The sequence below is a fragment of the Nocardioides sp. genome (assembly GCF_004803405.1).
GTDB classification, from domain to species: Bacteria; Actinomycetota; Actinomycetes; order Propionibacteriales; family Nocardioidaceae; genus Nocardioides; species Nocardioides vastitatis.
Window position 1 is genome coordinate 1 of sequence record NZ_SSXI01000164.1, and the last position, 21,100, is coordinate 21,100.

General features: G+C 71.0%; 20 protein-coding genes and 1 tRNA gene. 12 read left to right on the forward strand and 9 right to left on the reverse strand.

Annotation, left to right across the window (positions count from 1 at the left end; all coding sequences use genetic code 11):
• The 6 genes from E7Z54_RS23190 to E7Z54_RS11765 all read left to right on the forward strand — a co-directional run.
• Positions 1-517 (forward strand): Gfo/Idh/MocA family protein (locus tag E7Z54_RS23190; protein WP_431188804.1); only part of this gene is annotated, 517 nt, incomplete at its 5' end.
• A 76-nt stretch (positions 518-593) separates the two neighbouring features.
• The gene (locus tag E7Z54_RS11745) at positions 594-2,033 is read left to right on the forward strand and encodes an alpha,alpha-trehalose-phosphate synthase (UDP-forming) (RefSeq protein WP_136433913.1); all 1,440 of its coding nucleotides are present in this window, start codon (positions 594-596) and stop codon (positions 2,031-2,033) included.
• Between the two features lie 21 nt (positions 2,034-2,054).
• Positions 2,055-3,239 carry an alpha/beta fold hydrolase gene (locus E7Z54_RS11750; protein WP_136433888.1) on the forward strand — a complete coding sequence of 395 codons (1,185 nt, stop codon included), beginning with the start codon at positions 2,055-2,057 and terminating at the stop codon, positions 3,237-3,239.
• Positions 3,240-3,584: 345 nt separating this feature from the next.
• Positions 3,585-4,283: a uracil-DNA glycosylase gene (locus E7Z54_RS11755; protein ID WP_240769643.1), complete on the forward strand. Its 699-nt coding sequence runs from the start codon at positions 3,585-3,587 to the stop codon at positions 4,281-4,283.
• A 47-nt stretch (positions 4,284-4,330) separates the two neighbouring features.
• Complete coding sequence (locus tag E7Z54_RS11760) at positions 4,331-5,113, forward strand: dioxygenase family protein (protein ID WP_136433890.1); 783 nt, start codon at positions 4,331-4,333, stop codon at positions 5,111-5,113.
• Positions 5,114-5,227: 114 nt separating this feature from the next.
• A complete protein-coding gene (locus E7Z54_RS11765) occupies positions 5,228-5,671 on the forward strand; it encodes an Hsp20/alpha crystallin family protein (protein ID WP_136433892.1) in 444 nt (147 codons plus the stop codon).
• A gap of 56 nt (positions 5,672-5,727) precedes the next feature.
• On the opposite strand, the gene E7Z54_RS11770 is transcribed toward E7Z54_RS11765, so the two are convergent.
• Both E7Z54_RS11770 and E7Z54_RS11775 read right to left on the reverse strand, forming a co-directional pair.
• Positions 5,728-7,299 (reverse strand): succinic semialdehyde dehydrogenase, encoded by a 1,572-nt coding sequence (locus tag E7Z54_RS11770; RefSeq protein ID WP_240769644.1) that lies wholly within the window; start codon positions 7,297-7,299, stop codon positions 5,728-5,730.
• Complete coding sequence (locus tag E7Z54_RS11775) at positions 7,296-8,948, reverse strand: GMC family oxidoreductase (protein ID WP_136433894.1); 1,653 nt, start codon at positions 8,946-8,948, stop codon at positions 7,296-7,298. The genes E7Z54_RS11770 and E7Z54_RS11775 overlap by 4 nt, the downstream gene beginning before the upstream one ends.
• Positions 8,949-9,074: 126 nt before the next feature.
• Here E7Z54_RS11775 and pdxY point away from each other — a divergent pair, with 126 nt between their 5' ends.
• The gene (gene pdxY, locus E7Z54_RS11780) at positions 9,075-9,935 is read left to right on the forward strand and encodes a pyridoxal kinase PdxY (protein WP_136433896.1); all 861 of its coding nucleotides are present in this window, start codon (positions 9,075-9,077) and stop codon (positions 9,933-9,935) included.
• Positions 9,936-9,941: 6 nt separating this feature from the next.
• Here the strand turns inward: pdxY and E7Z54_RS11785 are convergent, their stop codons facing one another.
• Entirely contained in the window at positions 9,942-10,727 is a 786-nt protein-coding gene (locus E7Z54_RS11785) for an SDR family NAD(P)-dependent oxidoreductase (protein WP_168798286.1), read from the reverse strand.
• Between the two features lie 110 nt (positions 10,728-10,837).
• Here E7Z54_RS11785 and E7Z54_RS11790 point away from each other — a divergent pair.
• From E7Z54_RS11790 to E7Z54_RS11810, 5 genes are all read left to right on the forward strand, one after another.
• Positions 10,838-10,913 (forward strand) — tRNA-Thr (locus E7Z54_RS11790).
• A 19-nt stretch (positions 10,914-10,932) separates the two neighbouring features.
• On the forward strand, positions 10,933-12,138 hold the full coding sequence (locus tag E7Z54_RS11795; RefSeq protein ID WP_136433900.1) for a DUF4032 domain-containing protein: 1,206 nt from the start codon (positions 10,933-10,935) through the stop codon (positions 12,136-12,138).
• A 10-nt stretch (positions 12,139-12,148) separates the two neighbouring features.
• Complete coding sequence (locus E7Z54_RS11800) at positions 12,149-13,246, forward strand: ATP-dependent DNA ligase (RefSeq protein WP_168798287.1); 1,098 nt, start codon at positions 12,149-12,151, stop codon at positions 13,244-13,246.
• Positions 13,247-13,294: 48 nt separating this feature from the next.
• Positions 13,295-13,867: a hypothetical protein gene (locus E7Z54_RS11805; protein ID WP_240769645.1), complete on the forward strand. Its 573-nt coding sequence runs from the start codon at positions 13,295-13,297 to the stop codon at positions 13,865-13,867.
• A gap of 154 nt (positions 13,868-14,021) precedes the next feature.
• Positions 14,022-16,760 carry an AAA family ATPase gene (locus E7Z54_RS11810; protein ID WP_136433902.1) on the forward strand — a complete coding sequence of 913 codons (2,739 nt, stop codon included), beginning with the start codon at positions 14,022-14,024 and terminating at the stop codon, positions 16,758-16,760.
• Between the two features lie 30 nt (positions 16,761-16,790).
• Here the strand turns inward: E7Z54_RS11810 and E7Z54_RS11815 are convergent, their stop codons facing one another.
• The 6 genes from E7Z54_RS11815 to hemQ form a co-directional block, all read right to left on the reverse strand.
• Positions 16,791-17,375 carry a hypothetical protein gene (locus E7Z54_RS11815; RefSeq protein WP_136433903.1) on the reverse strand — a complete coding sequence of 195 codons (585 nt, stop codon included), beginning with the start codon at positions 17,373-17,375 and terminating at the stop codon, positions 16,791-16,793.
• 131 nt (positions 17,376-17,506) lie between these two features.
• Positions 17,507-18,052, reverse strand: a complete 546-nt coding sequence (locus E7Z54_RS11820; protein WP_240769646.1) for a DUF664 domain-containing protein — start codon at positions 18,050-18,052, stop codon at positions 17,507-17,509.
• 7 nt (positions 18,053-18,059) lie between these two features.
• Positions 18,060-19,154 (reverse strand): DNA polymerase domain-containing protein, encoded by a 1,095-nt coding sequence (locus E7Z54_RS11825; protein WP_136433905.1) that lies wholly within the window; start codon positions 19,152-19,154, stop codon positions 18,060-18,062.
• 17 nt (positions 19,155-19,171) lie between these two features.
• The gene (gene msrB / locus E7Z54_RS11830; protein ID WP_136433907.1) at positions 19,172-19,579 is read right to left on the reverse strand and encodes a peptide-methionine (R)-S-oxide reductase MsrB; all 408 of its coding nucleotides are present in this window, start codon (positions 19,577-19,579) and stop codon (positions 19,172-19,174) included.
• A 10-nt stretch (positions 19,580-19,589) separates the two neighbouring features.
• Positions 19,590-20,168, reverse strand: a complete 579-nt coding sequence (locus E7Z54_RS11835) for a GNAT family N-acetyltransferase (protein WP_136433909.1) — start codon at positions 20,166-20,168, stop codon at positions 19,590-19,592.
• A 7-nt stretch (positions 20,169-20,175) separates the two neighbouring features.
• Positions 20,176-20,901 (reverse strand): hydrogen peroxide-dependent heme synthase, encoded by a 726-nt coding sequence (gene hemQ, locus E7Z54_RS11840; RefSeq protein ID WP_136433911.1) that lies wholly within the window; start codon positions 20,899-20,901, stop codon positions 20,176-20,178.
• Positions 20,902-21,100: the final 199 nt, after the last annotated feature.

Genomic DNA, 21,100 nt, shown 5'->3' on the forward strand with positions numbered 1-21,100 from the left:
GTTCTGCTTCGCCGGCGCGGAGGACCCTGCCGACCGGCTGCGCGACCCGGACCTGGGCGGCGGTGCGCTGTTCGACCTCGGCGTCTACCCGCTCACGCTGGCCCACCTGCTGCTCGGCCCGGCGCAGGAGCTGCGTGCCGAGGGTCGGGTCGACGCGCGCGGGGTCGACCTCGACGTTGCCGTGACCGGCCGCTACCAGGACGGCGTCACGGCGGACCTGACGGTCGCGATCGACGTCGACCGCCCGGTCGTGGCGACCCTGCTGACCGACCGCGGACGGGTCGAGGTGGTGGCACCGTTCCACTGCCCGGCGTCGTACTCGTTCACACCGGAGGACGGTGAGCCGATCATCCGCAACGCAGCGGAGCCGATCATCGGCCTCGGCTACGGCAACGAGATCGCGGAGGTGAACCGCTGCCTGCGCCTGGGGCTGCGGGAGTCGCCCCTCGTGCCGCACGAGCAGTCCCTCATGATCCTGCGCCAGATCGACGACCTGCGGCGTCAGGTCGCCGGCTGATCCGACGGGCTGATCCGACCGGGTGGCGCCGCGACGGGACTTCGGACACCGTCCCGACGACCCCGCGCCGACTAGGCTGACCGACGTGGCCCATGACCTCGTGATCGTCGCCAACCGGCTGCCCGTCGACCGCGTGATCGAGAGTGACGGCACCACCACCTGGCGACGCTCTCCGGGGGGCCTGGTGTCCGCGATCGACCCCGTGATGCGTGCGCACGACGGGGTGTGGATCGGCTGGCCCGGCGGCACCGACCAGGACCTCCAGCCGTTCGAGGACGACGGACTGCAGCTCGTCCCGCTCTCGATGACGCCCGAGGAGATCGAGGAGCACTACGAGGGGTTCTCCAACGGCACCCTGTGGCCGCTCTACCACGACCTCGTGGCGAAGCCCGAGTTCCATCGGGAGTGGTGGGACACCTACGTGAAGGTGAACCGAAGGTTCGCCGAGAAGGCCGCCGAGCTGGCCGCGAAGGGCGCGACCGTCTGGGTCCACGACTACCAGCTCCAGCTGGTCCCCCAGTTCCTCCGGGAGCTGCGGCCGGACCTGCGCATCGGGTTCTACCTGCACATCCCCTTCCCGCCGGGCGAGCTGTTCCAGCAGCTCCCGTGGCGCCGCCAGATCCTCGAGGGACTTCTCGGCGCCGACCTGGTCGGCTTCCAGCTGCCGGGCGCGGCGCAGAACTTCGTCCGCCTGGTCCGTCAGCGGGTGGGCCACAAGACACACCGTGACCTGGTCTACCTGCCGGACGGGCGCACCGTCCGCGCGGCGCCCTTCCCGATCTCGATCGACGCGGCCGGCTTCGAGGACCTCGCGCGGTCGGACGCGGTGACCAAGCGGGCCGAGGCGATCCGCGAGGCCCTCGGCAACCCGCGCAAGATCTTCCTCGGCATCGACCGCCTCGACTACACCAAGGGCATCTACGCCCGCCTGCGCGCGTTCGGGGAGCTCCTCCGCGACGGCCACCTCGGCGTCGACGACGCGGTGTTCGTGCAGGTCGCCGTCCCGTCGCGGGAGCGGGTCGAGCAGTACCGCCTCCTGCGCGACGAGATCGACCGCCTGGTCGGCCGGCTCAACGGCGACCTCGGCCGCATCGGACGCCCCGCCATCAGCTACCTGCACACCTCCTACCCGCGCGAGGAGATGGCCTCCCTCTACCGCGCGGCCGACATCATGGTCGTCACTCCGTACCGCGACGGCATGAACCTGGTCGCCAAGGAGTACGTCGCCTGCCGGATCGAGGACGACGGGGCGCTCGTGCTGTCGGAGTTCGCGGGCGCGGCCGACGAGCTGCGGCAGGCGTGGCTGGTGAACCCCTACGACATGAACGGCATGAAGGCAGCGCTGCTGGAGGCCTACCAGGCCGAGCCGAGGGAGCTGACCAAGCGGATGAAGGCGATGCGCAAGCAGATCAGCCAGCACGACGTGAAGGCGTGGGCCGACAGCTTCATGACCGAGCTCGCCGACGACGCGCACCACAGTCATTCCAAGACTGTCCGCCCTGCGACCAGGTCCTAGTCCAAGCGGTACCGTGCCGCCATGGAGCTGGTGTCGATGCGTTCGATTCCCGGTGCCGGGCTGATCCCCGGGCCGGACCAGGTGGTGGCTGCTGCCAGCAACGTGGCCCACAAGATGCTGTACGGCGGCCTGGCCGACCTGCGTCCGATGCCGCGCACCCTCATCGACGAGGGCACCCTGCGCGAGGTCTACCACTACCGGCCGAGCGGTACGGTCCAGGAGACCGGTGACCCGGTCCTGCTCGTGACCCCGCTCGCCGCGCCCTCGATCTGCTACGACCTGCGCCGCGGCTGCTCGCTGGTCGAGCACCTCGTCACCGAGGGTCGGCCGACCTACCTCCTCGAGTACGGCGAGGTGTCGTTCCGCGACCGAGCCCTCGGCATGGAGCACTGGATCGACGAGGTGGTCCCTACCGCTATCCGCGAGGTCTCGCAGCACGCCGGGGGCCGGCCGGTGCACGTGATCGGGTGGAGCCTCGGCGGGATCTTCTCCCTGCTGGCCATCGCCGACGAGCGGTCCGGGAAGCTGCCCGTCGGGTCGCTGACCGTGGTCGGCTCCCCGATCGACGTCAGCCTGGTGCCGCTGCTCGCGCCGTTCCGGCCGCTGCTCAACTTCGTCAATGGCAAGGGCCCCATCACCCGGGTCTACCAGATGCTGGGCGGCGCTCCGAAGCCGCTGGTGAAGTGGGCGTTCCAGCTGAGCGCGTTCCAGAAGCTGGTCACCAAGCCGCTGGCAGTGGCGACCCACATCGACGACCGCGAGTTCCTCGCCCAGGTCGAGGCGGTCGACCGGTTCACCAACAACATGATCGCCTACCCCGGCCGCACGTTCGGCCAGCTCTACCACCGGTTCGCGAAGGGCAACCAGCTCGCACACGGCACCTTCGAGCTCGACGATCGCACCATCGACCTCGCCGCCATCGATGTGCCGGTCCTGGCGTTCGGCGGCTCCACCGACGGCATCGCGCCGGTCCCGGCGGTGCGCGCCGTCGTACCCCTGCTGACGGGGTCGCCGGAGGTCCGGTTCGAGATCGTGCCCGGCGGGCACCTCGGCATGTTGACCGGTCGCGCCGCGCGCCGCACGACGTGGCTGGTCATGGACGAGTGGATCACCCAGTGGTCCGGCCGCGACGAGAACACGTCCGTGATCGGCACCAACCGCAAGCGCCGGCACTCCTCCGCCGCGTCGCGCTCGCTGACGAAGTAACGGGCGAAGTAGCGGGCGCTCGCACGACCGGTTGCGGGTCGCGGCTAGTCCCGATGGACTAGATGGTGCGAGCCTTGCGCCCGATTCGCGGCACCCCCCGCCCCCCGTATGTTTCTGATCACCGACGCGGATCTCGGATGCCGCTGGAGGGAGCCCCCCGGGCCAGGCGCACCACACCGGCTGCGCCGCCGGAGGTCCAGCCGGACTCGAGATCCGCGTCGATAAACGCGCAGCGCCGCCTGTGCGGCGCCCCTTGGAGGGAGAGGGACGCCGCACAGCCGGGCTGAGCGACTCTCGGGCAGCACCGCGGCCGGGTCCCCTGGGGGGCCAAGTAGGGTCCCGGCCGTGGGTGCACTCTCCGGACTCGTCGACCAGGGCCTGATGGCGCCGGACTGGGCCGATGCGCTGGCGCCGGTCGAGGGCCAGGTGGCCGCGCTCGGGCAGTTCCTCCGCGCCGAGCTCGCCGCCGGCCGCCCCTACCTGCCCTCCGGTCACGACATCTTCCGCGCCTTCCGCCGCCCGCTGGCAGAGGTGCGAGTGCTGGTCGTCGGCCAGGACCCCTATCCCACGCCCGGGCACCCCATCGGCCTCTGCTTCGCGGTCGACCGTGGCGTCCGGCCGATCCCGAGGAGCCTGGCGAACATCTACCGGGAGCTCGCGAACGACGTCGGCGTGGCACCGCCTCCCCATGGCGACCTCACCACCTGGACCGAGCAGGGGGTGATGCTCCTCAACCGGGTCCTCACCGTGCGCGCCGGCGAGCCGGGCTCGCATCGCAACCAGGGCTGGGAGCACGTCACGGCGTGCGCGATCCAGGCACTCGTACGGCGCGCCGAGGCCGGCGCCTCGGCCGCCGCCATCCTGTGGGGCCGGGACGCCGGGACGCTCAAGCCGCACCTGGGGCCGATCCCCTGGGTGGAGTCGGCGCACCCCTCACCGCTCTCGGCCTCCCGCGGCTTCTTCGGCTCGCGACCGTTCAGCCGGGTCAACCAGCTCCTGACCGAGCGCGGCGAGGCGCCGGTCGACTGGGCGATCCGGGCCTGATGCGAGTCGCGCGGAATATAGTTGAGTCTTCAACCATTAACCCCATCATGGGACAGACCTCGGACCGGATGCCGGCGCTGTACATCGGACACGGCGCGCCACCCCTCCTCGACGACCCGATCTGGTCGGGCCAGCTCGCCGGATGGGCGGCCGACCTGCCGCGCCCGAAGGCGATCCTCATCGTCAGCGCGCACTGGGAGTCGGCTCCGCTGTCGCTGACGGCGAGCGGAGCGCCCCTCGTCTACGACTTCGGCGGGTTCGACCCGAAGTACTACCGGATGACCTACCGGACGCCGGACGCCACGGCCCTCGCCCGACGGGTCGCGGCGATGATGCCGGCCACCGAGCCGGTGCACCAGCACGCCCGGCGCGGCCTCGACCACGGCGCCTGGGTGCCGCTGCGGATCATGTACCCCGAGGCGGACATCCCCGTGCTCCAGATGTCGATGCCGACCCACGACCCGGCGCGGCTGATGCGGATCGGCGAGCGGCTCCGGCCGCTGCGCGACGAGGGCGTGCTGATCATCGGCTCCGGCTTCCTCACCCATGGCCTGCCCTTCCTGACGGAGTTCCGGGTCGACGCCACCGCACCCGGCTGGTCCGCGGAGTTCGACGCCTGGGCCGGCGAGGCGCTCTCGCGCGGCGACGTGGACACGCTGGCGGCGTACCGGTCGAAGGCGCCGGGCATGCCCTACGCGCACCCGACCGTCGAGCACTACAGCCCGCTGTTCGTCACCCTGGGCGCCGCGTCCGACCCGAACGACCCGGGCGAGCAGGTCGTCGACGGCTTCTGGATGGGACTCTCCAAGCGCTCGCTGCAGGTCGCCTGATCCCGTCGCCCTCGAGGGACTTGAATTTCAGGAGCAGATTACCTACAACTGGTTTTGCAAGTCTGATCGACCGGCCGAAGCAGGCCGGCGTGCGACGCCAGAAGGAGGTAAGTCATGTTGCTGCGTACCACGGACCCGTTCCGTGACTTCGACCGGCTTGCCAGCCAGCTCCTAGGCGCCGGTTGGGGAACCACGAACCGTCCTGCCGTCATGCCGATGGACGCCTGGCGCGAGGGCGAGAGGTTCGTTCTCGAGTTCGACCTGCCCGGCGTGAGCAAGGAGAGCATCGACATCGATGTCGAGCGCAACGTCCTGACCGTCAAGGCCGAGCGGGTCGCGGGCAACGGTGACTGGCAGCGGCTCGCCTCGGAGCGGACCCACGGCCAGTTCTCCCGCCAGCTCGTCCTCGGCGACAACCTGGACCTCGAGCGCATCGAGGCCGGCTATGACAACGGCGTGCTGCGCCTGGTCATCCCGGTCGCGGAGAAGGCCAAGCCGCGGAAGGTCCAGATCGCCGGCGTCAGCCCGTCCAAGGAGCACGACGCCATCGAGGCCTGAGGCCGACCCCGGGCTGCTCGACCAGCCTTACGCAGGCTGGCGAGCAGCCAGTCGGGTCAGCGCACGCCCAGCTTCCGCATCAGCTTCAGCGACGACAGCATCTGCTTGACGTAGGCGTCGTAGTCCTGGCCGGGTCGCGCACCCATCACCTGCTTCTTGAGAACCCCGACGTTCTTCACATCGGTGTACTTGAGCAGGCCCTGGTCACCGTGCCGGGCGCCGACACCGGAGCTCTTCACGCCGCCGGACGGCGTGCCCTTCGACGCGTACGCCGTCGCGAGCGCGTCGTTGATGTTGACGTTCCCGGATTCGAGCCGCGCGGCCACCGCCTCGGCGCGGGCGATGTCACCGCTCCAGACCGACGCGTTGAGCCCGTAGTCGGTGTCGTTGGCGAGTCGGATCGCCTCGTCGACCGTGCGGTACCGATACAGGCCGACGACCGGCCCGAAGGTCTCGGTCCTGCCGGCGAGCATCTCCTTGGTGACCCCCTCGAGCACAGTGGGCTCGAAGAAGGCAGGGCCGATGTCGGGCCGTGCCCGACCGCCGGTGAGCACCGTGGCCCCCTTGGCGACGGCGTCCTCGACGTGCGAGGCGACCCGGTCGCGGTGGTCGACGGACACCAGTGAGCCCAGCTCGGGCCCGAAGTCGTACGACGCCCCGATAGTCAGGTTCCTCGCCCGCTCCACGAACGCCGACTTCAGCTCGTCGTACCGGCTCTCGGGGAGGTAGATCCGCTCGATGTGCATGCAGATCTGGCCGGTGTTGCCGAAGACGCCGAAGGCCGTGGAGTCGACCCACTCCTCGACGCCGGTGTCATCGAGGTCGTCCAGCACGATCATGGGGTTCTTGCCACCGAGCTCCAGGCAGCAGCCGATCAGGTTCCGGCCCGCGCGCTCGCCGATCACCCGCCCCGTGGCCGTGGAGCCCGTGAACATGACGTAGTCCGCGTTGTCGATCAGGGTCGGGCCCACGTCGGGGCCCTCACCGCACACGACCTGGAACAGGCCGCGCGGGAGGCCTGCCTGCTCGAGCAGGGAGATGCCGTGGAGCGGCGACAGGGCGGTCTTGTTGTCCGGCTTCACCACGACGCCGTTGCCCGCGATCAGAGCCGGGATCGCGTCGGACAGGCCCGTGGCGAAGGGGAAGTTCCAGGGCGCGATGATGCCGACCACACCCTTGGGCGTGCGGACCTCGGTCGAGCTGGACAGGAACGGGATCGGGCCGCCGCGCCTGGTCGGACGGAGCAGCTTCTCCGCGCGCTTGAGGTAGTGGCTGATCACCATCGGCGGGTCGCAGGTCTCCTCGATCGCCATCCGCCGGTTCTTGCCGCTCTCGGCCTGGATCAGGTCGGCCGTGGCGTGGGCGTTGTCGATGAGCAGCGTGTGCGCTCGCTTGAACACCTCCAGCCGCCTCGCCACCGGCCACTGGCTCCAGAGCCGCTGTGCCTCGCGCGCCTCCTCGAACGCCGCCTCGATGTCCTCGGGCGTGGACTGCGGCAGCTCGACGAGGACGTCGCCGGTGTAGACCTCGGTCAGCTTCCAGGTGGCGCCGGAGCGTCCAGGCACCCGGGCGACGAGGCGTTCCAGGAGCTCGTCGGTCAGGGTCGCGGGACGAGTCAGCGCGGTCACCACGTGACTCCGCCCAGGATCAGCTCGGCGGCCTTCTCGCCGATCATGAAGCACGGCGCGTTGGTGTTGCCGCCCGTGATCGACGGCATGATCGAGGCGTCGGCGACCCGCAGGCCCTCGATGCCCCTGACCTTGAGGTCCGGCCCGACCACCGCGCGCTCGTCGACACCCATCCGGCACGTGCCGACGCCGTGGTAGACCGAGGTGGACCGGATCCGCAGCGCCTCCCGCAGCTCCTTGCCCTGCAAGGCGGAGCCCGGGTGGATCTCGTCCTTGACCACACCGCCGAACGCGGCCGCCTTCATGATCTCCCTGATCATCTCGGTGCCCTCGGCCAGCACCTCGAGGTCGTCGGGCTCGTTGAAGAACCCGTAGTCGATCAACGGCGCCGCCTGCGGGTCGGAGGAGGCGAGACGGAGCGTGCCACGACTGCGCGGGTAAATCAGGGTCGAGAAGACCGTCACCGCGGGCCGGGGGTCGACGTCGTGGCGGATCGGCTCGTCCTGGTTGGGGCTGACGTAAGACCACGGCAGCATGTGGAGCTGCAGGTCCGGCACGTCCGTGGCGAAGGACGTCCGCACGAAGCCCACCGACTCGAACACGGAGTTCTCCAGGAACGAGGTGCCGCGCGTGAGCTGGCGGACCAACCCGCCGGCGAAGTACGACGCCCGCCCGCGGTGGGTGACCGTCGGCACGTGGAACGTCAGCGGGTGGAAGAGGTGGTCGTGCAGGTTGTCGCCGACGGGCAGGTCGGCGTGGCAGTCGATGCCGAGGCCCGCGAGATGGTCGGCGTGGCCGATGCCCGAGAGCATCAGCAGCTGAGGACTGCCGATGAAGCCGGCCGCCACGACCACCTCCCTGGTCGCGCGGATCATCCGGCGCGTCCCCCCGCGTCTGCCCTGGTCGAGGACCTCGACGCCGACGGCGCGGCCGTCCTTGATGACGATCCGGGTGGCCAGCACCTGGGTCTGGACCTCGAGCGTCTCCGGCGCCAGGTGGTGCACGTAACCCCGCGCGGAGGAGTAGCGCAGGCCGCCGGCGGCGTTCTGCTGCATGCGCGCGATGCCCTCCTGCTCGGCGGCGTTGTAGTCGTCGAGCACCTTGACGCCGAGGGTGTCGGCCGTGGCCTGGATGAACTGGAGGGTCGCCTCCTGGGGCTTCTTCGCGCGGGTGATCTTGATCGGGCCACCGACGCCGCGGTATTCGTTCTCGCCGTCCTCGAAGTCCTCGTAGCGCTTGAACGCCGCGTTGACGCTGTCAGCATCCCAGCCGGTGTTGCCCTCCGCGGCCCACGAGTCGTAGTTGGCACGGTTGCCGCGGACATAGACCATGCCGTTGACCGAGCTCGAGCCGCCGAGCACCTTGCCGCGCGGTGCGGGCATCCGCCGGCCGTTGAGGTTCTCCTGCGGCACCGAGTAGAAACCCCAGTCGTTGAGCTTCTTGATCTTCGGCTCCGCGTGCATCGGACCGATCATTCCCGGGATCTTGGTGAGGATCTGCTCGTCGGACTTGCCGGCCTCCAGCAGGATCACCGTCGCGCCCGACTGGGCCAGCCGACCGGCGACGATCGATCCGGAACTGCCCGACCCGACCACCACGTAGTCGGCCTCGTTGCTGCGCAGACTGTTCCGTGCCGCACGCTTCGCCATGGCGCTTCCATCCCTTTCGACGCACTCGGGGCCGTGACCCCGCTCACGTGGACTGTAACGCGTTCTAGTCCGGGACGTACAGGTGTCCCCGCAATACGAAAGACTTTCGTCTGGCACGATCGGCAGGTGCGGATCCTCTCCATCCAGTCCTCCGTCGCCTACGGCCACGTCGGCAACTCCGCGGCGGTCTTCCCGCTGCAGCGGCTGGGGCACGAGGTCTGGCCCGTGCTCACCGTGCACTTCTCCAACCACACCGGGTACGGCGCGTGGCGGGGCCCCTTGCTGGCTCCCGCGGACGTGCGGGAGGTGATCGCGGGCATCGAGGACCGCGGCGTTCTGGGATCGGCCGACGCGGTGCTCTCGGGGTACCAGGGCGACCCGGCGATGGGAGAGGTGATCCTCGACGCGGTCGCCCGGGTCAAGGAGCTGAACCCGGACTCGGTGTACTGCTGCGACCCCGTGATCGGCGACGTCGGACGTGGCGTGTTCGTCCGGCCGGGGATCCCGGAGTTCCTGCGCGACGAGGTCGTCCCGCACGCCGACGTCCTCACCCCGAACCACTTCGAGCTCGAGTTCCTCACCGGCGGTGAGGCGCGCTCCGACGACGAGCTGCTCGACGCGATCGACGCGCTGCGGAGCCGCGGGCCCCGCGACGTGCTCGTCACCTCGGTCCGGTACCACGACCAGGACCCCGCGCACGACGAGACCATCGAGCTGATGGCGGTCTCCGACGCCGGGGCCTGGGCGATCACCACCCCGCTGCTGCCGATCACGCCCAACGGCGGCGGCGACCTGACCGCGGCGCTCTACCTGGCACACCTGCGTGAGACCCGCTCCCCCGGGGTCGCGCTGTCCCGCACCACCGCCTCGGTGTTCGCGGTGCTCGAGGCGACCCTGAAGGCCGGCACGCGCGAGCTGCAGATCGTCGCTGCCCAGCACGACATCGCACACCCGCCCGAGCGGTTCGAGGTCCGCCGGCTGCGCTGACGCCGGTCAGTCCCGCTTCCGCCGGTTCGCCATCCCCATCGCCACGCTCGTGATCCGGTCGGGCAGGACCCGGGCCGCCTCGGTCATCACGCCGTTGAGGACGGATCCGGCGCGCACGTGTGCCCTGCCCTTCATCATCGCCGCGAACCCGTCCCTCGCGACGACCATCGGGTCGTCCTTGGGCCCGCGGGCCACCGGCGCGTCCTCCATGTCGGCCCGCTGGAAGAACCTGGTGTCGGTGGGACCTGGCATCAACGACGTCACCGTGACGCCGGTGCCGCGGAGCTCGTGCCGGATGCCCTCGACGAACGAGTGGACGAACGCCTTCGACGCGCCGTACGTCGACTGGTAGGGCGTCGGCGCGACGGCGACCAGCGAGGCGGTGACCAGGATCCGCCCCTCCCCACGGCTCGTCATCTGGTCCACCACGAGCTTGGCGAGGTGGACGGTGGAGCGGACGTTCAGGTCGACGAGCCGGAGATGGTCCTCCAGCGGCGTGTCCGCGAATCGGCCGGGCACGCCCATGCCCGCGTTCAGCGCCGCCACCGCGAGGGGACGACCAGTCGCCCGGACCGCCCGCCACAGCTCCTCGACGCCGCCCGCGGTCGCCAGGTCGGCCTGGACCGCGACCACCTCACGGCCGGACTCACGGAGCTCCGCGACGCACTCGTGGAGCGCCTCGTCATCCGCGGTCACCACGACGTCGTACCCATGGCCGACCAGCACCGACGCGAGCGCGCGCCCGATGCCGCTCGACGCCCCGGTGACCAGCGCAAGCTCGGATGCAGACATGTCGACGGCGGTACCCGGCCGGTGGGAGCACAGCCGCCCCCCAGTGGCCGCAGGTGCCGTCGTCGGCATCGATCGACGCTGACTAGGATTGGCGAGCCCCCAGGGGCAACGCCGCGTTAGCTCAGTTGGCAGAGCGTCGCTCTTGTAAAGCGAATGTCGTCGGTTCGACTCCGACACGCGGCTCCAGCGCGCGTACGGTGCTGCCATGGTGTTGCGCGCCCTCACGAGCCGGCCGGATCCGGCTCTGCTGACCCTGCCGTGGTCCTCGGCCCTCGCCGAGTGGCCCGAGCCACCGGTGGTGCGCCTCCCGCGCGGTCTGTCCCGCCACGTGGTCCGGATCGTCCAGGTCCAACGGCGGACGTTCGTGGTGAAGGAGACCGAGGAGCGGATCGCCCGTCGGGAGTACCACCTGCTGCGTGACCTGCAGCGGCGCGGCCTGCCGACCGTCGTACCCAAGGCCGTGCTGACCGGCCGCGTCGACCTGGACGGCGATCCGCTCCCTGCCGCGCTGGTCACCGAGCACCTGCACTTCTCTCTGCCCTACCGCACGCTGTTCCAGCAGGGCCTGGAGCTGGACCGGCTGCCTCAGCTGGTCGACGCGATCGTCGTGCTTCTCGTGCGGCTGCATCTCGCCGGCTTCTACTGGGGCGACGTGTCCCTCTCCAACGTGCTGTTCCGCCGTGATGCGGGGGGATTCGCGGCCTACCTCGTCGACGCCGAGACGGGTGAGCTGAACCCGACGGTCGCCGACGCGATGCGCGAGCACGACCTCACCATCGCCCGGGAGAACGTCTTCGCCGAGCTGCTCGACCTGCAGGGGGCAGCCGAGCTCGACCCCTCCGTGCAGGGCGACGAGATCATCGACCTGCTCGACGAGCGCTACCACGCCCTGTGGGCGGACCTCACGGCCGTCGAGGAGTTCGGCGTCAGCGAGATGTGGCGGATCGAGCAGCGCATCGAGCGGCTCAACGAACTCGGCTTCGACGTCGACGAGCTGGAGATCGTCAGCGACGAAGGAGGTGACCAGGTCCGGATCCAGCCGAAGGTCGTGGAGGCCGGCCATCACCGGCGGGAGCTCCGCGAGCTGACCGGCCTGGACGTCGAGGACGCCCAGGCGCGGCGGTTGCTGAACGACATCGCGGGGTTCACCGCGCACCACGACCTGGGCCACCTGAGCCCGACCGTGGTGGCCAACCGCTGGCTGGTCGACGTCTACGAGCCGCTCACATCGATGGTTCCGGCCGACGCCCGCGACAAGCTCGAGCCGGCCGAGATGTTCCACGAGGTGCTGGAGCACCGGTGGTATCTCTCCGAGCGCGCCGGCCACGAGATCGACATCTTCGAATCGGCCGCGGACTACATCAGGAACATCCTGCCCGGCCGCCCCGATGAGTCACCGAGAGTTCACTAGTCTCACCTGCGTGGACCTGCCCGTGATGCCGCCCGTCCAGCCGATGCTCGCCAAGTCGGTCTCGGGTGTGCCCGACCCCGCGAAGCACGACCCCCACGGGCTGAGCTTCGAGCCCAAGTGGGACGGGTTCCGGTGCATCCTGTTCAAGGACGGGGACGAGGTGGAGCTGGCCAGCCGCAACACCAAGCCGCTGACCCGCTACTTCCCCGAGCTGGTCGAGGCGGCCCGGGACGAGCTGCCCGAGCGGTGCGTCCTGGACGGGGAGATCTTCGTGGCGCTCGGGTCGCGGCTGGAGTTCGAGGTCCTGCAGGAGCGGATCCATCCGGCGGCATCGCGGATCAAGCTGCTCGCGGAGCAGACCCCGGCGAGCTTCGTCGCCTTCGACCTGCTCGCCCTGGGCGAGGAGTCGTACCTGGACCGGCCCTTCGCCGAGCGCCGCGCGCGGCTCGAGGAGGCGCTGGCGGGGCTGGTGGCGCGGGCGGGACGCTGCCACCTGACCCGCACCAGCACCGACCCGGCGATCGCCGAGCGGTGGTTCCACCAGTTCGAGGGAGCCGGGCTCGACGGCGTGGTGGCCAAGCCGATGAGCGCGCCGTACTCCCCGAACACCCGGACCATGCTGAAGATCAAGCACGAGCGGACAGCCGACGTCGTTCTCGCCGGCTACCGCGAGCACAAGACGAGCACGCCCGAGCGGCCGCTGATCGGCAGCCTCCTGCTCGGGTTGTACGAGGCCGGCGAGCTGCAGCACGTCGGCGTCAGCGCGAGCTTCACGACCTCGCGGCGTGCCGAGCTCTGGCAGGAGCTCCAGCCCCTGGTGTGCCCGATCGAGGAGCACCCGTGGGGCCGCTGGCAGGAGTTCCTGGTCGCCAACCCCGGCCGGCAGCCGGGCACGCAGAGCCGGTGGAGCCAGGGCAAGGACCTGTCCTTCACGCCGCTGCGGCCGGAGCGCGTGATCGAGGTCAAGTACGACGCCATGGAGGGCCGCCGCTTCCGCCACACCGCCCACTTCAAGCGGTGGCGCACCGACCGCGACCCGCAGTCATGTGGCTACGAGCAGCTGGAACAGCCGGTGAAGTACGACCTCGCCGACGTCCTCGAGGGCTGACCCTCGCGCCTACTCGACCGCCGACGCCGGCGGGTGTAGGACTGTCGTATGAGCACCGAATCCAGCAGTTCGATGCAGCCTGGCACCGACCAGTACGCCGTCGTCCTCCTCGTCGAGCAGGCGCTCAGCCATGTCGACGCCGCGCAGGTGCGTTCGCTGCACGAGGCACTGGACGTGCCGGTCGTCTACCACGTGCTGCTGCCGATGGCGGACGCGGCAGCCGCGGTGGAGGCATCTCTCGGGGTGATCGGTGGCGCGGACCTGATCGCACCGCCGATGACACCGTCGCCCGACGAGATCGAGCATCTCCGTGAGGAGTACCGCGGCCAGGCCGAGCGCGACCTCGCCACCACCACGGCCGCGCTGGAGGGCGTGGGTGCCGTCGTGGGCGGCGGCACGATCGTCACGGAATCCCCTGTCGATGCCCTGATCCGCGTGGTGAAAGAGGTCGACGGCCGCGAGGCGATCGTGCTCACCCGTCCGCACGTGGTCGCGGAGTTCTTCCACGTCGACTGGACCTCCCGCGCCCGGCGGAAGCTCGGCGTCCCGGTCCTCCACCTGCTGGAGCACCAGAGCTTCGACGAGCAGGCCGGCGGCGGCGAGGGGATCAGCGGCGCCTGAGGCCGGCCCCCCACCCGGGCGCCAGGTAAAGACGCTCGGATCGACGAGGGAAAACCCTCTATTCCTCTGTCTCCACCCTGAAGGTCTGCAATCCTCCGAAGAAGGGCAGCCGCATCGGGGCGGCCGCCGCGCCCTCCATTCCCTGGACCGGACCATGGACCTGCACCACCAGTCGTCGATCGTTCGCAACGACGAGCTCCAGGACCTGCTGCGCAGAATCGCCTCGCACGCGACCGAGTCCGTGGTGATCCGCGCACCCGCCGGGATGGGCAAGTCCACCCTGCTGCGGGCGGCGTTCGAGGTGCTCAAGCACAAGGACGTGTCGGTGCGTTTCGTCCGCCCGACCGAGGCGGAGCAGCACATGCCGTTCACCGCCCTCGTCGACCTGCTGGCGGGCCTCCCCGAGGAGTGGTACGACGAGCTGCCGGCTCCCCAGCGCCGTGCTGTGCGCACGGCGCTGTGCCTGGACGAGGCGGAGGAGCCGGTCGATCCCAGGGCTGTGGCCGCCGGGCTCGCCGGCGTCGTCTCGAGGTCCGGCTACCAGCGGCCGATCGTGATCATCGTGGACGACGCACAGTGGCTGGACTCGGCATCCCGCACCATGATCGTCGCGGCGCTGCGCCGGATCCGGAACCGCCGCATCACCATGGTCGCGGCGACCCGGCCGACCGAGGAGCCGATCGACCGCTGGCTCCCCGGCGTGGTCGACGTGATCGACCTCGACCCGCTCGGGCGCGAGCAGATGCAGCGCCTGCTCCTCGCCCACCTCGGCGAGGACCGCGGCCCCGCGGTCCTGCGCAGCGTGGTCGAGCGCTCGGGCGGCAACCCGCTCTTCGCCGTCCAGATCGCCCGCGGCGGCGCCGCTCAGGACGGCCGACTGGACGAGCTGATCTCCCGTCAGGTGATGCGCCTGCCGTTCCAGACCCGACAGGTGCTGCTCACGGCCTCACTCGCCGTCGACCGCAGTCTCGACACGATCGCCAAGGCCCTCGATCTGCCCCCGCTGGAGGCGTGCGAACGACTCGACCCCGCACGAACGGCAGGGCTGGTGCGCACCCAGAAGGTCGTCCGGTTCGAGCACCCGCTCTACGCGGAGGCCGTGATCGCCCTGGCGGCGGAGCCGGAGCGGCGCCGCGCGCTCGAGGGGCTGGCTGTCGCCGAACCCGACCCCGACGCCCGGATCGGGCACCGCGCCGCCATCACCGCCTGCCCGGACGACGGCCTCGCGGCCCAGCTCGACGAGGCCGCTGCCAACGCCCGGCGCCGGGGCGCCTGGGACCGCTCGCTCCAGCTGCTGCGCGAGGCGGTCTCGCACACCAGCGCCGGAGACGTCCGACTGTGCCGAAGCGGTCGGCTCGGCGAGTGGCTGGTCCGGAGCGGCCAACCGGTCGAGGGCGAGGAGCTGCTGCGCGCGGTCTACCTGCAGAGCCAAGGACCGGTCCGGCACCGGGCCGCCCTCGCACTGGCCGAGCTCTTCGTCTTCACCGGGCGCCCTCGCCCGGCAGCGGAACTGGTCGTCGAGCTCCAGGAGACCGATGCCTCCCCCGAGCTGCGCGCTCGGTCCCTGCTGATCAACCCGCTTCTCTTCGGGGACCGGGCGATGCTCGCCCGCGCCGAGCGCGCAGAGCGGATCCTCGCCGATGCCGGACGCTCGCCGGAGGTGGAGCGCGCCAGGACCGCAGCGATGACGCTGCGGGCGCGCTGCCTGATCAGCGCGGCCCAGCCCGCCGACGACGTCCTGGCCGAGGCGGTCGCGCGCGAAGGCTCGGCTCCGCCGTACGAGCCGCTGCCGTCGGCCGCCATGCTCGCCGCGTCGCACGCGCACTGGAACGACCGGTACGACGAGGCCGAGGCCGGCTACCGGGCGCTCATCGATCGCGCCCTGGACGCGGGCGACGAGGAGTCGCTGCCGATCCTGTTCGCTTTCGCGTGCTGCAACCACGCCCGTCACGGCAGGTGGGACGCCGCGATTCGCGACCTCGAGACCGCGCACAGCGGCGACGCCCAGCAACAGGTCGGCTCGTCCATGCTGGAGGTGCTGCGCGCCTGGGTCCGTGGCCACACCGGCGAGCTCGACCTCGCCCTGGCCTCCCTCGAGAGCGTCGGACCGTTCTTCTCCCTGGCCGAGCCCGGCCTCGCGGTCTACCACCACGCCCTGAAAGGCGAGCTGCTCCTCGGTGCGGAGCGCTACGTCGAAGCCGAGCGCGCAACGACCGCGGGTCTCGCCAGCCGGCGCGCGAGCGACATGGCCGACCCCGGCCTGCTCCCGCTGGACACCGACTGGATCGAAGCCGCGATCGCCCTCGGCGACCTCGACGGCGCCGAGGAGCGGCACATCATCACGACCGAGCGTGCCAAGCGGATGGGCCGGGAGAACGTGCTCGCTGCCTGCGAGCGGGTCCGGGTGCTCCTGCTCGCCGCGCGCGGGGAGACCGACCGCGCGGTCGTCGCCGTCCCCGGCATGCTGGCGGCGTACGACGCCCCCGATCGCCGTCCCCTCGACGTGGGCCGTGCCTACCTCGCGGCGGGCGAGGCCCTGCGTCGAGCGCGAGCCAAGCGCGGCGCCAACGAGCACCTCGCGCGCGCCGAGCAGATCTTCGCCGCCAGCGGCCATGAGACCTACCGCCTGCGTGCGGTGCGGGCCATGTCCCGGTTCGGCGTGCGCGCCGGCGGGCCGGCACAGCTGACCGGAACCGAGCGACGCACGGCCGAGCTGGCGATCTCCGGCCTGCGCAACCGGGAGATCGCGATGGCCCTGTTCGTCGACGTGAAGACCGTCGAGTCGACCTTGACCCGCGTCTACCGGAAGCTCGGCATCCGGTCACGGGTCGAGCTCGCCCGGGCCGTCGATGCCGGACCGTCGCCCGAGCTCACGGAGCCCGCCGCCCCGTGACGGCGGGCTCCCGGGCGGGATCTGTCCCGGTCAGCAGTCGACCAGGAGGTAGAAGTCGGCGTCCGTGTGGGCCGCTCCCGAGTTCCACGTCTCCACCCAGACCCGGTTGGGGAGGTTGAGGTAGTTCGGCGAGGCCGAGACGAAGCCGACGGTGCCGTTGAAGTTGGCCGCGCGACCGCGGGCGGCGAAGATGCCGCAGTCACCGACGTCGACGCCGGCGGGGAGGGTCACGTCGTATCGGCCGGTGTTGACCTTGGCCACCGAGATGCCGGCGCCGCTGCTGCGGTCGAGGGTGCCGTCGGCGCGGCCGGCGACCCAGTAGGTCCGCGCGTTCGGCCCCAGGTCGGCCGAGCTGATCGACCCGTTGGCCACGTCGGCGCCGGTGACCGTGCCGTTGCGCAGGTCGCCGCCCGGGATGGAGTCGGGCGCGACGTCGACGGCCTTGATCGTTCCGTTGCGGATGTCGCGGCTCTGGATCGTGTTGTCCTTGATCTTGGCGCTGGTGATCAGCGCGGCACTCACCGCACCGCCGCCAGCGCCGATGATCATGGCCGCCGCCACACCGGCCACCACCGCGGCGCGGACGCCGATCTTCCTCTTGCTGCGCTTCTCCATGCTCAGGACCTTCCTGGTGGGCCCGGCCTCGCCGGGATGCGGGAAGCGGCCTGAGGGAGCCTCGGACCGCCACCCCAGACGCTAGGAAGCCCGGAGCGCGACCGAAACGGGGTTAACCCGCGACTTCTGCGCTAACCCGCGATCTCGACCACGATGTCGAGGTGCCCGGCGTGCCGGGCGTACTCGGCCAGGACGTGGAAGCAGATCCACTCCAGTGTCGGCGGGTCCTCGGCGAACCGCCCGCCGGTGGCGCCCACCGTGTCCAGGGGGTACGACGCCAGCAGGTCCCGGGTTCGTACGCCGACCTGCTCCAGCCGAGCCGCGAGGTCCTCGGCGGTCACGTCGTGCGACACCCGCCAGCGGGGGCTCTCGGCAAGGGATGGATCGGGCACGTCCCAGTCGCCCCAGGGATCGGCGACCGTCGCGCCGAGGAACCCCCAGACGAACCAGCGCTGCTCCATGTGCAGGACGTGGGAGAGCAGCTCGAGCGGCGTCCAGCCCGACGGCACCAGCGAGGTCCGCTGCTGCTCCGGCGACAGCCGGAGCACCCCGCTGGCCACCTCGTCCCGCACCCAGTCGAGGTAGTCCGACCAGCGGGCCGCGCCGGACGGTCCCGACCTCGACGGCTCGCGGCCGTCGCGGGACATCCGCTCGTCCTGGCTCGTCGGGGGGCTCATCCCGGGCTCAGCTCCCCTCGATCCGGTTGCCCTGCTCGTCCCAGTGCTCGGCGACCTTCTTGCTCGGCTGCACGCGCGGCGGCTCACCAGGCATCTTCGGGTAGTCCGGCGGGAAGTTGAGCTCGCCCTCGCCGGCCGCGACCTGCGCCTCCCACAGCGCGAGCAGCGGATCCAGCGAGTAGGACTCGTCGTCGATCCTCGCCCACGGGTCGCCGTCGGCGAGCCGGTCGGGGACGGTGAACAGGTTGAAGGCACGTGGGTCCTTCAGCTCCGCGAGCTCCTCCCAGGTGACCGGCGTGGAGACCGGTGCCCCCGCGAGCGGACGCAGCGAGTAGGCGGAGGCGATGGTGCGGTCGCGGTTGTTCTGGTTGAAGTCGACGAAGATCCGCTCGCCCCGCTCCTCCTTCCACCACGCTGTGGTCACGCCCTCGTCGCGCCGCGCCAGCTCGCGGCCGAACCCGATCGCCGCGTGCCGCACGTCCTCGAACTCCCAGCGCCGCTCGATCCGCACGTAGATGTGCACGCCCCGGTTGCCGGAGGTCTTGGCATACCCGCGGATGCCGAGCTCCTCGAGGAGCTCCCTGGCGACGCCGGCCACGCGGACGGCGTCGCCGAAGGTCGTGCCGGGCTGGGGGTCCAGGTCGATCCGCAGCTCGTCGGGATGGTCGGTGTCGTCCCGCCGGACCGGCCAGGGGTGGAAGGTCAGCGCGCCCATCTGTGCGCACCAGACCGGCACAGCCAGCTCGGTCGGGCAGACCTCCTCGGCCTTGCGTCCGGACGGAAAGGTGATCTCGACCGACTCCAGGTAGTCGGGAGCACCCTTCGGGACCCGCTTCTGGTAGAACGCCTCGGCGTCGTTGTCCCGTGGCCCGGTGGCGAGGCGGAAGCCCTCGCGCACGCCGGACGGCCACCGCTCCAACGCTGTGGGCCGGTCGCGCAGAGCACGCATCAGGCCGTCGCCCACCGCGACGACGTACTCGGCCACCATCAGCTTGGTGACCTCGGGAGTCCGCTCCGTCGCCTCGTAGATCACCCGGTCCGGACTCGACACCCGGACCTCGCGGTCACCGGCGTGGACGGTGGCCGCCGCGGTCTTCGCCATGCTCCGACCCTAGAGGGTCAGCGCGCGTCGTCGGCTGGCTCGAGGGTGAGGCTGATCGAGTTGATGCAGTAGCGGTCGCCGGTCGGCGTGCCGTAGCCGTCGGGGAAGACGTGACCGAGGTGGGAGCCGCAGTTGGCGCAGCGGACCTCGGTGCGCTTCATCCCGTGCGAGTTGTCCTCGATGTACTCCACGGTGTCGCTGACGGGCTGGTAGAAGCTCGGCCAGCCACAGCCGGAGTGGAACTTGGTGTCGGACTCGAAGAGCTTCGCGCGGCACGCCTTGCAGCGGTAGACCCCGGTGGTCTCGGTGTCGGTGTACTCACCGGTGAAGGCGCGCTCGGTGCCGGCCTTGCGCAGCACGGCGTACTCCTCGGGAGTGAGCTCCTGGCGCCACTCCTCGTCTGACTTGTCGACCTGGTAACCCATGGGGTCGAGGCTACCCGCGTGGCCTGGGCCCGGCACCCCAGCGGAGAAGCTGCATGTCGGTGGTGCCCGGCTCCAGTCCGAGGTCCACGAAGCCCGCGCGCTCGGCCACCCGGCGCGCCACGGCGTTCGCGGGCCGGGTGCGGACCACCGGGTCGATCCCGGGCGCCAACCGAGGCGCGTGCTGCTGCGTGGTTCGCACGATCGCGCCGGCGACGCCGCGGCCGTGGACGGCCGGGCCCAGCCGGTAGTAGACGTTGAGCACGGGCTCGTCCGCCAGTACGTGGCGCTGGACGCCGCCCAGGCCGGCGTGGACCCGCGCCCCGTCCTCGGGGGCGGGACCGCGGACGCCCTCCGGCCACCACGACTCCGGCACGAGCACGGTCCAGTACCCGAAGCCGTGCTCGGACCAGTGATCGAGGAACGGGCTCAGGAACCGCTCGGCGTCGGCGAGGCCGGTCTGCGTCACGTGCGGGTCGTGCTCGTACACGCGGGGGTCGCCGTGCACGGACAGGACGCCCGGTGCGTCGTCCGGGCGCGGCGCCCGGAGCAGGATGCCGTCACCCAGGTCGATGCGGCTGACCGCAGGCACGGCGACGTCAGGGAAGACGCTCGAGCAGGTCGCGCACGTCGACGCGCCGCCCCGTGTAGAACGGCACCTCTTCGCGAACGTGGCGGCGGGTCTCCGAACCGCGCAGGTGACGCATGAGGTCGACGATCCGCGTCAGGTCGTCAGCCTCGAACGCCAGCATCCACTCGTAGTCGCCGAGCGCGAAGCTGGGAACGGTGTTGGCTCGCACGTCGGGGTAGTCGCGGGCCATCTGGCCGTGCTCCGCGAGCAGGCGCCGGCGCTCGGAGTCGTCCAGCAGGTACCACTCGTAGGAGCGGACGAACGGGTAGACCGCGACGTAGTCGTGGACCCGCTCGTCGGCGAGGAACGCCGGCAGGTGACTCCGGTTGAACTCCGCGGGCCGGTGCAGCGCCATCTGCGACCAGACCGGCGCGAGCCGCGACCCGAAGGCGGTACGACGAAGGCGGTGGTAGGCCCGCTGCAGCCGGTCGCTGGACTCCGAGTGCCACCACACCATCAGGTCCGCGTCCGCGCGGAGCCCGGCGACGTCGTACACGCCCCGGACGACGACGTCCTCGGCGGCCAGCTCGGAGAGCAGCGCCTCCACCTCCGCGGCCTCGCTCTTGCGGACCACGTCGTCCTCGCCGATCGGGCGCTCCAGCTTGAAGACGGACCACATGGTGAAGCGGATGGTGTCGTTGAGCTCGTTGATCTTGGCCGCGTTGGACTTGATGTGGGCCTGGGGATCGGACATGACGTCCATTCTGCCGCGGCGGTGAGAGGCGGCGGCCGCCGGGTGACGCGGCTAGCTGCTCCTGGCACCGAGCAGCTCCGCGACCGCCCGGTGCGCCGATCCGATGGTCGCCGGGACCCCCACGCCGTCGTACGCCGCGCCGCACACCGCGAGCCCGGGGACCCGGGCGACCGCCGCGCGGACCCGAGCCACGCGGTCG

Coding starts and splice junctions, on each gene's coding strand:
- E7Z54_RS11750 (WP_136433888.1), top strand. CDS start 2,055: ATGGAGCTGGTGTCGATGCGTTCGATTCCCGGTGCCGGGCTGATCCCC.
- E7Z54_RS11760 (WP_136433890.1), top strand. CDS start 4,331: ATGGGACAGACCTCGGACCGGATGCCGGCGCTGTACATCGGACACGGC.
- E7Z54_RS11765 (WP_136433892.1), top strand. CDS start 5,228: ATGTTGCTGCGTACCACGGACCCGTTCCGTGACTTCGACCGGCTTGCC.
- E7Z54_RS11775 (WP_136433894.1), bottom strand. CDS start 8,948: ATGGCGAAGCGTGCGGCACGGAACAGTCTGCGCAGCAACGAGGCCGAC.
- E7Z54_RS11785 (WP_168798286.1), bottom strand. CDS start 10,727: ATGTCTGCATCCGAGCTTGCGCTGGTCACCGGGGCGTCGAGCGGCATC.
- E7Z54_RS11795 (WP_136433900.1), top strand. CDS start 10,933: ATGGTGTTGCGCGCCCTCACGAGCCGGCCGGATCCGGCTCTGCTGACC.
- E7Z54_RS11805 (WP_240769645.1), top strand. CDS start 13,295: ATGAGCACCGAATCCAGCAGTTCGATGCAGCCTGGCACCGACCAGTAC.
- E7Z54_RS11810 (WP_136433902.1), top strand. CDS start 14,022: ATGGACCTGCACCACCAGTCGTCGATCGTTCGCAACGACGAGCTCCAG.
- E7Z54_RS11815 (WP_136433903.1), bottom strand. CDS start 17,375: ATGGAGAAGCGCAGCAAGAGGAAGATCGGCGTCCGCGCCGCGGTGGTG.
- E7Z54_RS11820 (WP_240769646.1), bottom strand. CDS start 18,052: ATGAGCCCCCCGACGAGCCAGGACGAGCGGATGTCCCGCGACGGCCGC.
- E7Z54_RS11825 (WP_136433905.1), bottom strand. CDS start 19,154: ATGGCGAAGACCGCGGCGGCCACCGTCCACGCCGGTGACCGCGAGGTC.
- msrB (WP_136433907.1), bottom strand. CDS start 19,579: ATGGGTTACCAGGTCGACAAGTCAGACGAGGAGTGGCGCCAGGAGCTC.
- hemQ (WP_136433911.1), bottom strand. CDS start 20,901: ATGTCCGATCCCCAGGCCCACATCAAGTCCAACGCGGCCAAGATCAAC.